Origin of the sequence: Aeromonas sp. HMWF015 (assembly GCF_963878965.1) — a bacterium.
GTDB lineage: Bacteria > Pseudomonadota > Gammaproteobacteria > Enterobacterales > Aeromonadaceae > Aeromonas > Aeromonas veronii.
Map to the genome: position 1 here is coordinate 15,307 of NZ_CAWNZT010000209.1, position 11,975 is coordinate 27,281.

Here is an 11,975-nt window from a genome sequence, read left to right on the forward strand (position 1 = left end):
GCAATGTGGTCACCTCGACCAATAACCTGCTCTATCTGGTCAATGACATCCTCGATTTTTCCAAGATAGAAGCGGGTCAGTTGCAGTTGAATTACCAGAGCAGCCGGTTGCAAACGGTGATCTGCGATGCCATTCGTGGCCACGCGGCACTGGCTCATAACAAGGGGCTCAACGTGGTGCTTGAGTGGGAGCATCATGTGCCGGATTGGGCCGACATCGATGGGGTGCGTATCGGTCAGGTCATCTCCAACCTGCTCAATAATGCGGTGAAGTTTACCGAACAAGGTGGGATTACGATTCGGGTCAGCTACCTGAGCGAGCAACTGACCATCAGTGTCAGTGACACCGGTATCGGGATCGCCGAAGAGAAGCAGGTGCTGCTGTTCACGCCTTTTGAGCAGGTGGAGTCAGATATCAACCGTCGTTTTGGTGGCACCGGACTGGGGTTGGCAATCTGTGAGCAGCTGGTATGCAAAATGGGGGGGGCACTGACACTGACCAGCAAGGCAGGAGAGGGCTCCTGCTTCCGCTTCACCGTGCCGCTAACCAATCCGCAGTGGGATCCCCCTGCTCTGGCTGACACAGAATGGTGGTTTTTCAGCGATGACACCAACCTCGAAGCGGCCATGGTACGGCAGGGGGCCAAGCTCAGGTACTTGGGGGCCAATGAGCTCAGTCGCTCACTGGACGGGTTGCTGTTGGCCGATCAACGGTGGCTTGAGCAAGCGCTGGGGGGGGAATGGCAAAGCTGGCTGCAACACTCTGCTCTGAAGGGGATCATAGCGTCACCCGATGAGGCGTTACGGGGTCGGATTGGTGAACAGAAATGGTGGCGCCTGGGTCTATCTCCTCTCTATCCGGATCTTCTGCTGGAGAGCTGCCACGAATTGCTACAGGAGCGGGTCACACCGCACCTCCCGGCGCTTGCAGAGAAGCTGGGGGGCAAAGTACTGGTGGCCGATGATCATCCGGTCAATCGTGCCTTGCTGGCACGGCAGTTGGCCATTCTTGGTATCGAGGCTCAGGTTGTGGAAGATGGCGAGAAGGCTCTGCGGGCCTGGCAGGGACAGCAATTCTCTCTGCTGTTGACTGATTGCCATATGCCGGTGATGGATGGTTATGCCCTGACCAAGGCGCTGCGGGCTGCGGGAGTGACGGCTCCCATCATAGGGGTAACGGCAGATACGTCTGAAGAGGCGAGTGCTCGTATGGTAGAGGCTGGCATGAGTGACATGTTACTGAAGCCCTACCCGCTGGATATCTTGCGCCAGATGCTGGCCCATTGGCTGGCAGAGAAGACGCCAACCAGAAGTGCGGTTGCGCCCGTTGATAGTGCTACAGGCATGCAGGCTGAGCGCTGGTTGGCGCTGTTTGGTGACGAGCTGACCGCGCGAGCCATGGCGGTGGAGTATCTCGATTCCAACCGGCAGGATGGCGAGGCCATGATGGCAGCACTGATTTGTCATGATGTCAGCGCCTTGGTAGAGACCGCCCACCGGGTCAAGGGGGCTGCCCGAATGGTCGGGTTGGAGGAGCTTGCCAGCCAGGCCGCCATACTGGAATCGGCAGCGCGATTGAAGCGGCTCGACGAGCTCGACGAGCTGGTCAGCACTGTGCAGAGGTTGATGACGGCGATTGCCCACGACATTGGATTATGGCTCGATGAAAAAAGCACAACATGAGTTGGTCATCATGGTCGTGGAAGACCATGGATTTCAGCGCAAGGCGCTGCTGCACCAGATCCGCAGCCTGGGTTACCAGAATCTGCTGGAAGCGGTTGATGGTGTCGAGGCGTTGGCGCTTAGCCAGCAACACAACGTCGATATCCTGTTTTGTGATCTGCGAATGCCCGGAATGGATGGCATGGCGCTGTTGCGCCGCCTGTCGCTGGGTGGTTTTCAGGGCGGCATTATCCTCTCTAGCGCGCTTGAGGGGGATGTGGTCGAAGCCGTATTGCGCATGAGTACCGCTTATGGCTTGCAGGTGCTTGGTCGCATAGAGAAACCCTCAACGCCGCAGCAGCTCCAGCGGCTTATCCAGGCTTGGTCACCCCGGCAGGAACCCGTCAGGGAGGAAGAGGGGCACAGAATAGGACTCGATGAGTTGCGTCGGGCGATCGAGCAAGATCAACTGCTGCCCTGGTATCAGCCCAAGGTGAGTTTTGCATCCGGCGAGTGGGTCGGGATGGAGGCGTTGGCCCGCTGGCAACACCCCGAGTTTGGCCTGATCCCTCCCGGGCGTTTTATTTCACTGGCGGAGAGCAACGGACTTATCGATCCGTTGACCGAGGTGATCATCAGCAAATCTCTGAGTGATGGCCATTTATGGGAGGAAACCGGGTTGTCACTCAATCTGTCGATGAACCTGTCCACCACCTCGCTCATTGAAGGGGATCTCTGCAACTTATTGATTGATCAGTGCAAGCGCTGGAGTATCAATCCTGAGCTTATCACTCTGGAGGTGACCGAGAGCGCATTTGTGCAGGATCTGGGCAAGTCGCTGGAGGTGCTGACCCGGTTGCGGATGCATGGCTTTGGCCTCTCCATTGACGACTTCGGCACCGGTTACTCCTCGATGCAGCAGCTGGCATTGTTGCCGTTCACCGAGCTGAAACTGGATCGCTCCTTTGTCGATCGCTGTCATGCCGACCCATCACGCTTGGCCATCATCGAATCCAGCATTGAGCTGGCCCGCAAACTGGGGCTCAAATCGGTGGCGGAAGGGGTGGAAGATGCCGCAACCTGGCAATTACTGGCAAGGCTCGGCTGCGATGTTTGCCAGGGTTTTTTCTCCGCCCGCCCGATGCCGCGCAGTGAATTGCAAGATTGGCACCGGACTTGGCAAGATAGATTGCCTACACTGATATCTATCTGAATCTTTAGGTCAAATCAGTCACTCTGAACAAGGATGTTCATGAAAATCTCAAGCAAGTTGCTGCTCAGCTTCGGTTTTATCAACCTGCTGATCCTGCTCTCATCCACACTGGTCTATCACCGGCTCACCCAGATCAATCAGGCCCAGCACATGTTGCTGGAACAGGCGCTGCCCGCCTTGCAGCGGGATGAGGCGAGCCAGAAGGCGCTAGTTGCCACCGTTTCTGCCCTGCGTGGCTATCTGATCCTCGGCAAGGATCCGGCTCAGGCCTCCCGCCTCAAGCAGGAGTGGGACTCCGCTTGGCAGGCCATTGCCCATCAGACGTTCAGTCCGGCGCTCGCCAACTCTCTCGAGACCTTCAAAAGCCATCAGGAGAAGGTCTGGACCATAGCCCAGAGCGAAGAGAATCTGCCCGCTCACACCCTGATGCTGCAGGAGGCAGGGCCGCTGGCGGAGGCGGCGCTCGATCAGCTGCAATCCTTTGCCAATGAGGAGGTAGCAACCCCGCAGGATCAGCTCGCGGGCGATCGCCGCATGCTGCTCAAACAGGTGGGGGATGCCTACAACAGCCTCGCCAATTCCCTCTCCGCCCTGCGGGATTTTCTTATCTCCGGCGATCCCGAATACCGCAGCAAATATCAGGATTACTACCAGTTTCACCAGCAGCGGGTCGCCGAGGTGAAACAGCAAGCCGCGCTCTTTACCGAGACCCAGCGCAGCCTCTGGCAGCTGTTTGAAGAGATGGCGACCCCCTTCTCCGAGCTGGTGGGACAGGTGATCAGCAAGCGACAGGCGCCGGATTGGGATCAGGCCAACTACCTGATGGCCACTGACATCGAGCCGATGCAGTCCAGCCTCAGCGAGCAGCTGGTCCAGCAGGTGGGGAAAACCCGCGCCGAGGTGGAGCAGATCTCTGCGCAGATGACCCGCGCCGGGAGTGCCATCAACCAGACACTGTTGTTGGCCACCGGCAGTGCCATTGTGCTCGGCATGGTGGTCGCATGGCTCTTTAGTCGCCGTCTGACCCGTGACATTGCCAGTCTGGTGACCCGGGCGGGACAGGTTGCGGATGGCCGACTGGCGGCCGAGCCCCTGCCAATCATGCGACAAGATGAGCTGGGTGGATTGACCGGTTCCATCAACCGGATGTCTGCCCAGTTACGTCATCTGGTCGCGGAGTTACAGGGCGCGGTGGGGCAGGTCGAGGTGGCTTGTCTCGATGTGGGCAGTACCACCAGAGCCATAGTGGCCGATCTGACGGTGCAGGATCAGCGGGTCGATGCGGTGGCGGCGGCTATCGACCAGATGTCGGTCAGCGCTCGGGATGTAGCTGGCAACATCGCAGGGGCGGCTGATGGGGCCCATCAGGTGCAACAGCAAACCCGGCAGGGGGAAGCCGCGCTGGCGCGGATGACTGACACCATGCAGCAGATTGCCGCCATGATTGGCCAAGCCAACGAAGCCATGGGGCTGCTGGAACATCAGAGTGAGCAGGTGGGTCAGATCACCGAGGTGATCGCCACCATTGCGGAGCAGACCAACCTGCTGGCCCTCAATGCGGCAATCGAGGCGGCGCGGGCTGGTGAACAGGGGCGTGGTTTTGCGGTGGTGGCCGATGAGGTGCGTCAGTTGGCGACTCGAACCCATCAATCAACCGCCGAGATCAGCCAGACCATTGCTGCCATCTCCCAGCAGACTCGCCAAACGGTGAGTACGGTCAGCAGCGGCACCCGGTTGGTGGAGCAGGGGCGTGACGCAGTTGGATTGGTGACCGATACCCTGAGTGCCATGAACCAGCTGGTGCAGTCGCTGTCGGGCCAGCTGGAAGCCATTTCGGTGGCGACCGAGCAGCAGTCACGGGTGGCAGCCGAGGTGGCAGGGACAGTTGATGACATTGCCGAGCTCAGTCGACAATCCTGTCTGCGCAGTCAGCAGGGTGAGGAGATAGTCGCCAGACTGGCTGGCGATACCGGCAAGCTGACGGCGGTGATCGCCCGCTTCGATCTTGAAGCGTGAGATGGCGGGATCATCCCGCCATTGCCATTCATCGAGTTGTCTGGCTCGGTAGGCTTAGTCCAGACGTCTGAAGGCGTGGTTGTCAAAGCTGCTGGTGGTCTCCCGATTGAGCAGGCTCACCAGCAAAATGGCCCGTTTTTCCCCATCCGGTTCCATATAGATGGCTTCGAAACCGGCCAGCGGCCCCTCTTCAATCAGCACCTTGTCACCGGTGGTGGGCAGGCTGGCGTAGCTGGCACGCGCCTCGTCACTGTCATCGCGACTCATCAGCTGATAGACCAGCTTGCTGCAGATCGGGGTCCATTCGCTGCCAAAGTGGATGATCCGGCTGATGCCGCGGGTCGATTTCAGGGTGACCGGGGTGACCTCTTCCAGATCGACAAAGATAAACAGATAGTTGGGAAACATGGGTTCCCGCATTGGAACCCGCTTGCCCCGGCGCAGTTTCTCGATCTCCACCATGGGGTAATAAGATTCGATACCCTGGGCATCGAGGTGGGCGCGGGCGCGGGCCTCTTCTTTTGGCTTGCAGTAGGCCAGATACCATTTTTTCATGTTATGAATATGTTCATGTTGCCGTGCTCGCAGCTATGATAACGGCGTGAATAAAAAAGACCACGCATTGCGTGGCCTTTTTTGTCGAGTGAGCAATTACCAACCTTTGACCAGGCCGCCTTTGAACAGCTCCAGGCCTTTCTTGTAGACCTCGTCGGTCTGATAGGACTGGACGAACTGTTTGACCTTTTCGTCATCCTTGTTGTTGTCGCGTGCCACGATCAGGTTGACGTAGGGGGACTCTTTGTCTTCAACAAACAGGCCGTTTTCGGTCGGGGTCAGACCAATCTGACCGGCGAAGGTGTTGTTGATGATGGAGAGATCCACATCTTCCAGCGAACGGGGCAGTTGGGCTGCTTCCAGCTCGACAATCTTGAAATTGCGCGGGTTGCTGGCGATATCCAGCACGGTGGCTTCCAGACCGGCGCCATCCTTCAGGGTGATCAGACCCTGTTTGGCCAGCAGGATCAGCGAGCGACCCAGGTTGGTCGGATCGTTCGGTACCGCGATCTGGGCACCATCTTTCAGCTCGGAGAGCGCCTTGATCTTCTTGGAGTAACCGGCAATCGGGTAGACGAAGGTGTTGCCGACCGGGATCAGCTTGAAGTCGCGATCACGTACCTGCGCATCCAGATAGGGTTTGTGCTGGAAGGCGTTGACGTCGATGCTGCCATCGTTCAGCGCCACGTTCGGGGTGACGTAGTCGGAGAAGTTGACGATCTCGACGGTCAGACCGTATTTCTCTTTGGCGACCTTGGCTGCCACTTCAACCAGTTCGGTCTCCGGGCCAGCAATGGCGCCTACTTTCAGAACCTTGCTCTCTTCTTTTTGACCGCAACCGGCCAGAACCAGACCAGCCAGTAGGGCAGCCGCAACGGATTTGATGCCAAATTTCATAAAACCTCCTGTCAGAAATCGACGATTAACGATGATCACATTTGTTGACCAGGCGCTCACCCGCGCTCTGGATAAGTTGAACCAGTACTACCAGGATAACCACGGTCACCAGCATGACGGTCGGGTCAAAGCGCTGGTAACCATAACGAATACCCACATCGCCCAGACCGCCGCCACCGATGGCCCCGGCCATGGCCGAGTAGTTCACCAGAGTGACGAGGGTAATGGTGACGCTGTTAAGGATGCCGGGCAGGGCCTCAGGCAGCAGCACCTTGGTGATAATTTGCAACGGCTTGGCGCCCATCGCCTTGGCTGCTTCCAGCAGGCCATCCGGTACCTCCATCAGGGCTCCTTCCACCAGACGGGCGATGAAGGGGATGCAACCGACGGTCAGTGGCACGATAGCGGCGATGGTGCCGATACTGGTGCCGACAATCAGTCGGGTCAGCGGAATGATGGCGACCAGCAGGATGATAAAGGGCACCGAGCGACCCACGTTGACCACCATGCCCAGGGTGCGGTTGAGCAAGGGGTTGGCCAGGATCTGGCCCGCTTTGGTGACATGCAGTGCCACACCGAGCGGCAGGCCCAGCAAGCAGCCGAACAGAGCGGAGGCAAACACCATGATCAGGGTGTCGCCAAGGGCCGTGATGAGCAGATTAATCATGGCTTCGGACATAACCCATTACCTCCAGCTGAATGTGGTTGTCGATGAGGAACTGCTGGGTCGCCTCGCACTGGGCTTCATCCCCGAACAGCTCCGCCAGCAGGAAACCGAATTTGACGCCGCCGGCGTACTCGATGTCTGCGCTCAGAATGCTGATGTCGATATTGAAACGGCGGCTTGCCTCGGAAATCAGCGGCGTATCGACCGTGCTGCCGGTAAAGCCGAGCTTCACCAGCGGATAGCTGCCGAGCACCCGCTCGCTGCTCATCCGATCCTGATACTCCTGCGGTACCTCCAGATGGATGGTGGAGTGGATGAAGTCACGGGCCAGCTGGGTCTTGGCATTGCTGAAGAACCAGGCCACTTCGCCCTGTTCGATCAGGCTGCCGTCGCTGATGATGGCCACTTCGTCACAGATCCCCTTCACCACGTCCATTTCATGGGTGATGAGCAGGATGGTGAGCCCCAGCTTGACGTTGATCTCCTTGAGCAGGGTCAGGATCGAGCGGGTAGTCTGCGGGTCGAGGGCCGAGGTTGCCTCGTCACAGAGCAGCACCTTGGGGGCCGGTGCCAGTGCGCGGGCAATGGCGACGCGCTGCTTCTGACCGCCAGAGAGCTCGGACGGATAGGCGTGGGCACGGGCTTCCAGCCCGACCAGCGCCAGCAGCTCGGCAACCCGTTGCTGGATCTTCTCTTTGCTCCAGCCTGCCAGTTCCAGCGGGAAGGCGATGTTGGCAAACACGGTGCGGGAGGCAAGCAGGTTGAAGTGCTGGAAGATCATCCCGATCTGGCGGCGAGCCTGGGTCAGATCCCGTTCGCTCAGGGCGACCAGATCCTGATCATCGACAATCACCTGGCCCTCTGTCGGGCGCTCCAGCAGGTTGACACAACGAATGAGGGTACTCTTGCCGGCACCGGAGGCGCCGATCACCCCGAAAATTTTGCCTTGGGGTACATGCAGACTCACGTCACGCAGGGCGTGCACGGCGTCACTGCCTGTACCGTAGACTTTGTTGAGACCGATCAACTTAATCATGGATTCTTCCGTGCTAACAGCCTTAAAGCACAGGGCGCTACAGGCGGGGAAATTGGGCAGAGGTTCCACTGGGTTACTCTGCCATCATGGAGGATGATGCTAAGATGTCTGGATGGCCGTGTCAACGCATGTTTCTACGTCTAGACGTCTAAAAAAGTGATAAGGATTTCTGTCTGGTGGATAACGATCAGGGAGGATATGTCGTGTATCCAGATCCTGTTTCGTCTGTGTGCCATATGGCCGAATTAAAGATGGTTTATATCGGGTAAATGCTGGTTTTATTAGTGCGCCAGCCCGTTTCTGTTCACATCTGCTATCGAGCCTGATGCTCCTCCATCGTTACACAAATTGCTGCACAAATCGTTCCCTATTCGCGACTGGATCACCTGCCCGCCCCTTTGTCGTCGTCAACCTTGATGCAGCGCAAGGGGGGCTCGGATAGGGATTGGGTCGGTGGCGCTGTTTTTTTATACTGATGATGCCGACAAGCATGGAGGGCAGTGCGATGAGATTCCAACAGATCAAAGAGTTGCTGCACTATCTTGAACAGGTTCATCACCAGCTCGGACTCTGTTACGGGCGCTTGACCAGTCAGGTGGACAGCGAACGCAGCCGGATGTTGCTGGTCTATCTGCAAGGGCGTGAGGATGCGGCCAGTGCCCATTTGCACGAATATGCCGCTCAGCTGGGAGAGGCGGTCAGGGAGACCTGGCTGAACCAGAGTTTCAGCGAGGATATGCTGCCCGCCATCACCTGCTTCGAGATGCCGGCTTCGGCCCAGACCCAGGATATCGTCACTCAGGTGTGCCGCTGGGAAGAGCAGTTGGTGGGCGAGCTGGGTCATCTGGCCAGGGAGTGCCCGACACCGGCCACCACCGCTCTGCTCGACAATCTGGCTGGGCTGGAGCAGACCCGCCTGACCCGACTGGTGCACGGGGTGCATCGACTCGATGACTTGTAACGGGTGATGGCCGCCAAACACGCAAGAAGACGGCCAAACAAAAGGGCCCGGCAGCCGTGCCGGGCCCTTTCCATTTGATCTCTGCTGATTTGCAGTGAGCGTCGGTCAGCCCTGCTGCTCGGCCGCGTAGAGGGCGGCTCCGATAATGCCCGCCTGATTGAGGTTGGCTGCCGGAATGAGCGGCGCCCGGGTCTCGATGCGATCGACAAATTTCTCCAGCTTGGAGGCGCTGCCGCCCCCCAGAATGAAGAGATCGGGGGAGAAGAGAAACTCGAGGCGAGCCAGATACTTGTTGAAACGCTTGCCCCAGCGGCCCCAGGAGAGATCTTCCCGCTTGCGCACCGCGTCGGAGCAGTAGTGCTCTGCCACCATCCCTTCCAGCATCAGGTGGCCCAGCTCGGTGTTGGGCAGCAGATGACCGTTGACGAACACGGCGGTACCGATGCCGGTGCCGACCGTGATGAGGATGATGACACCCTTGCGATCTTTACCGGCGCCAAAGCGCATCTCGGCCAGACCGGCGGCGTCGGCATCGTTCAGCACATAGCAGGGCTTGCCGGTGACATCGGCAAAGAGGTGGGCTGCATCGGTTTCAATCCAGCTCTTGTCGATATTGGCGGCACTCTTGGCAACCCCGTTGTGGATGGTGGCGGGGAAGCCGCAGCCCACCGGCCCTTTCCAGTCGAAGTGTTCTACCAGCGCCTTGAGGGTATGGGCGATGGCGGCCGGGGTGGCCGGTTGCGGTGTGGCAATGCGATGGCGCTCGCCAATCAATTCGCCGGTTTTGGTATCGATCAGACAGCCCTTGATCCCTGAGCCTCCAATATCCACTCCCAACATATGCATCTGTGTTGTCCTTGTTGTGTGCCGACCAGTTTGCAGTGACCACGCTGTTATGGGCACTGCAGGTCGGCAGAGCATGAAAAAAGTGCTGCAATCCGGCAAGGGGCAGATCACTTATGCGTGATCCGACAGACCTTTTTCGATGCAGCGGATCAGCAAACGGGTCTTCTTGTTCTCTTCATCCTGACGCCGGGCAAGGGTGGCCAGCGCCCATTCGATATGTTCGGCCACCATGGGATCGGCGGTGGTCAGCCCCAGTTGCAGGGCCGCGATCACCTCGGGGGTCGCCGGGCCATTGCCAAGGGCGACTGCCAGATTGCGGCGCCAGCGCTGGTAACCGATGCGGCGGATCGGGCTCCCTTCGGTTTGCTTGAGAAAGTCGCTCTCGCTCCAGCACCACAGCGCCAGCAGGGGCGGGCGGTGCAGGCTTGGGCGCGGGCTGAAATCGGGTTCCGGGCTGGCATCGGCGTAGCGGTTCCAGGGGCAGATAAGCTGGCAGTCGTCACAGCCGTAGATGCGGTTGCCCATCAGGGGTCTGAACTCTTCCGGAATAGGGCCGTCATTCTCGATGGTGAGATAGGAGATGCAGCGGCGGCCATCCACCACATAGGGGGCGACAATGGCGCCGGTCGGGCAGATATTGATGCAGGCGACACACTTGCCGCACAGCTCCTTCTCCACTGGCTGGTCGAGTGGCAGTGGCAGGTTGAGCAACAGCTCACCGAGAAAAAAGAAGGAGCCGGCCGATTCGTTGAGCAGCAGTGAGTGTTTGCCAACCCAGCCGAGGCCGGCCTTGGCCGCCAGTGGCCGCTCGAGGATGGGGGCGGAGTCAACGAAGGGGCGCCACTCACCCAAGGTATCTGCGGTGCCTTGAAACAGCTCGGCGCAGCGCGCTTCGATGCGATCACCCAGCTGTTTGAGCCGGTTGCGCAGCACTTTGTGGTAGTCGCGACCGAGGGCATAGCGGCTGATATAACCGAGGGTCGGATCGCGCAGGGTAGCGGCGAAGCCCGCCTCGAACGGCAGGTAGTTCATCCGCACCGACAACACCCGCACCGTGCCCGGCAGAAGTTCGTGGGCGCGCGCCCGCATCATGCCGTGGCGCGCCATGTAATCCATGCTGCCGTGATAGCCCGCATCCAGCCAGGCCTGCAATCTCGGCTCTTCGATACGCAGATCGGTGTCGGTGATGCCCGCCTGGTCAAAACCTAGCTCCCGTGCCCAGAGCTTGATATCGTGGGCCAGCTGGTGGAAGTCAGGTGCACTCATGCGGCTTGGCCTGGCCGGCGTTTGCTGGCGTGGGTCGATTGATAAGAGGCGGGAGCCGTCATGGTAGAGATCATCAGGGGCGCGTTGGGCACAAAAGAGGGGGGCAGTTTACCACAGGGGCTGTGGCAGACTGAACAGATCCGCGCACTGGAGCGCAACTGGGCCGCGCGTGAGGGGCAACCTCTCTATGCCCTGATGGAGCGAGCCGGTGCCGCGCTGCGCACCTATGCCACCCTGCATTGGCCCGACAGTCGCTGCTGGTGGATCTTCGTCGGCCCCGGTAATAACGGCGGTGATGGCTATGTACTGGCCCGCCTTGCCCGCCAGATTGGCATCGAGGTGGTGGTGATTGCCGCCAGAGCACCCGACCAGCTGAAGGGGGATGCCAGACGGGCCGCCGATGAGTGGCTGGCGGCCGGTGGCCGGGTCTGGCTGGCCGAGCAGTTTGATGGGGACCAGCACTCCGCCCCGGATCTGGTGGTCGATGCCCTGCTTGGCACCGGCGTCAACACGCCCCTCTCGCCACTACTGACAAAGATCGTCGCAACAATCAATGGCTTGGCTGTGCCCGTGCTGGCGGTGGATCTCCCCTCCGGCCTCAACGGCGATACCGGCCGTGCCATGAGGGCCGTGGTGCAGGCCACTCGCACCCTCACCTTTATCGGTATCAAGCAGGGGATGCTCACCGGCGACGGGGTGGATTGCGTCGGCCAACTCGACTGTGATCCCCTTGGCGTCACGCCTGATGACACTATGCTGCCCGCCGCCTGGCGTATCGATTATCCGCAGCTCAGCACGCAGCTGACCCCGCGCCCGCGCGCTTCCCACAAGGGCTCTTATGGCAAGGTACTGCTGGT

The 11,975-nt window shown here is 59.4% G+C and carries 11 protein-coding genes; 5 read left to right on the forward strand and 6 right to left on the reverse strand.

Annotated elements, in window-relative coordinates:
* The 3 genes from AACS18_RS23395 to AACS18_RS11360 form a co-directional block, all read left to right on the forward strand.
* The coding region (locus AACS18_RS23395) for a hybrid sensor histidine kinase/response regulator (RefSeq protein WP_258228924.1) at window positions 1-1,682 on the forward strand (1,682 nt) is incomplete at its 5' end.
* Window positions 1,663-2,874, forward strand: a complete 1,212-nt coding sequence (locus AACS18_RS11355; RefSeq protein WP_108614295.1) for an EAL domain-containing response regulator — start codon at window positions 1,663-1,665, stop codon at window positions 2,872-2,874. The genes AACS18_RS23395 and AACS18_RS11355, both read left to right, overlap by 20 nt.
* Before the next feature lie 39 nt (window positions 2,875-2,913).
* Window positions 2,914-4,890 (forward strand): HAMP domain-containing methyl-accepting chemotaxis protein, encoded by a 1,977-nt coding sequence (locus AACS18_RS11360; protein ID WP_108614296.1) that lies wholly within the window; start codon window positions 2,914-2,916, stop codon window positions 4,888-4,890.
* Between the two features lie 54 nt (window positions 4,891-4,944).
* Here AACS18_RS11360 and rfaH read toward each other — a convergent pair whose 3' ends face one another.
* The 4 genes from rfaH to metN all read right to left on the reverse strand — a co-directional run bounded on the left by rfaH (window position 4,945) and on the right by metN (window position 8,045).
* On the reverse strand, window positions 4,945-5,445 hold the full coding sequence (rfaH, locus tag AACS18_RS11365; RefSeq protein ID WP_108614297.1) for a transcription/translation regulatory transformer protein RfaH: 501 nt from the start codon (window positions 5,443-5,445) through the stop codon (window positions 4,945-4,947).
* 96 nt (window positions 5,446-5,541) lie between these two features.
* Window positions 5,542-6,342 carry a methionine ABC transporter substrate-binding lipoprotein MetQ gene (gene metQ / locus AACS18_RS11370; protein ID WP_108614298.1) on the reverse strand — a complete coding sequence of 267 codons (801 nt, stop codon included), beginning with the start codon at window positions 6,340-6,342 and terminating at the stop codon, window positions 5,542-5,544.
* A gap of 25 nt (window positions 6,343-6,367) precedes the next feature.
* Window positions 6,368-7,021 (reverse strand): methionine ABC transporter permease, encoded by a 654-nt coding sequence (locus tag AACS18_RS11375; RefSeq protein ID WP_005339070.1) that lies wholly within the window; start codon window positions 7,019-7,021, stop codon window positions 6,368-6,370.
* The gene (metN, locus tag AACS18_RS11380) at window positions 7,002-8,045 is read right to left on the reverse strand and encodes a methionine ABC transporter ATP-binding protein MetN (RefSeq protein WP_108614299.1); all 1,044 of its coding nucleotides are present in this window, start codon (window positions 8,043-8,045) and stop codon (window positions 7,002-7,004) included. The genes AACS18_RS11375 and metN overlap by 20 nt, the downstream gene beginning before the upstream one ends.
* A gap of 505 nt (window positions 8,046-8,550) precedes the next feature.
* Between metN and AACS18_RS11385 the strand changes: the two genes are divergently transcribed.
* Window positions 8,551-9,006: a hypothetical protein gene (locus AACS18_RS11385; protein ID WP_108614300.1), complete on the forward strand. Its 456-nt coding sequence runs from the start codon at window positions 8,551-8,553 to the stop codon at window positions 9,004-9,006.
* A gap of 105 nt (window positions 9,007-9,111) precedes the next feature.
* On the opposite strand, the gene ppgK is transcribed toward AACS18_RS11385, so the two are convergent.
* Both ppgK and queG read right to left on the reverse strand, forming a co-directional pair.
* Window positions 9,112-9,852, reverse strand: coding sequence for a polyphosphate--glucose phosphotransferase (gene ppgK / locus AACS18_RS11390; protein WP_108614301.1), 741 nt, complete (start codon window positions 9,850-9,852; stop codon window positions 9,112-9,114).
* Between the two features lie 111 nt (window positions 9,853-9,963).
* Window positions 9,964-11,118: a tRNA epoxyqueuosine(34) reductase QueG gene (queG, locus tag AACS18_RS11395; RefSeq protein ID WP_108614302.1), complete on the reverse strand. Its 1,155-nt coding sequence runs from the start codon at window positions 11,116-11,118 to the stop codon at window positions 9,964-9,966.
* 60 nt (window positions 11,119-11,178) lie between these two features.
* Here queG and AACS18_RS11400 point away from each other — a divergent pair.
* Window positions 11,179-11,975 (forward strand): NAD(P)H-hydrate epimerase (locus tag AACS18_RS11400; protein ID WP_108614303.1); only part of this gene is annotated, 797 nt, incomplete at its 3' end.

Coding starts and splice junctions, on each gene's coding strand:
- AACS18_RS11355 (WP_108614295.1), top strand. CDS start 1,663: ATGAAAAAAGCACAACATGAGTTGGTCATCATGGTCGTGGAAGACCAT.
- AACS18_RS11360 (WP_108614296.1), top strand. CDS start 2,914: ATGAAAATCTCAAGCAAGTTGCTGCTCAGCTTCGGTTTTATCAACCTG.
- rfaH (WP_108614297.1), bottom strand. CDS start 5,445: ATGAAAAAATGGTATCTGGCCTACTGCAAGCCAAAAGAAGAGGCCCGC.
- metQ (WP_108614298.1), bottom strand. CDS start 6,342: ATGAAATTTGGCATCAAATCCGTTGCGGCTGCCCTACTGGCTGGTCTG.
- AACS18_RS11375 (WP_005339070.1), bottom strand. CDS start 7,021: ATGTCCGAAGCCATGATTAATCTGCTCATCACGGCCCTTGGCGACACC.
- metN (WP_108614299.1), bottom strand. CDS start 8,045: ATGATTAAGTTGATCGGTCTCAACAAAGTCTACGGTACAGGCAGTGAC.
- AACS18_RS11385 (WP_108614300.1), top strand. CDS start 8,551: ATGAGATTCCAACAGATCAAAGAGTTGCTGCACTATCTTGAACAGGTT.
- ppgK (WP_108614301.1), bottom strand. CDS start 9,852: ATGCATATGTTGGGAGTGGATATTGGAGGCTCAGGGATCAAGGGCTGT.
- queG (WP_108614302.1), bottom strand. CDS start 11,118: ATGAGTGCACCTGACTTCCACCAGCTGGCCCACGATATCAAGCTCTGG.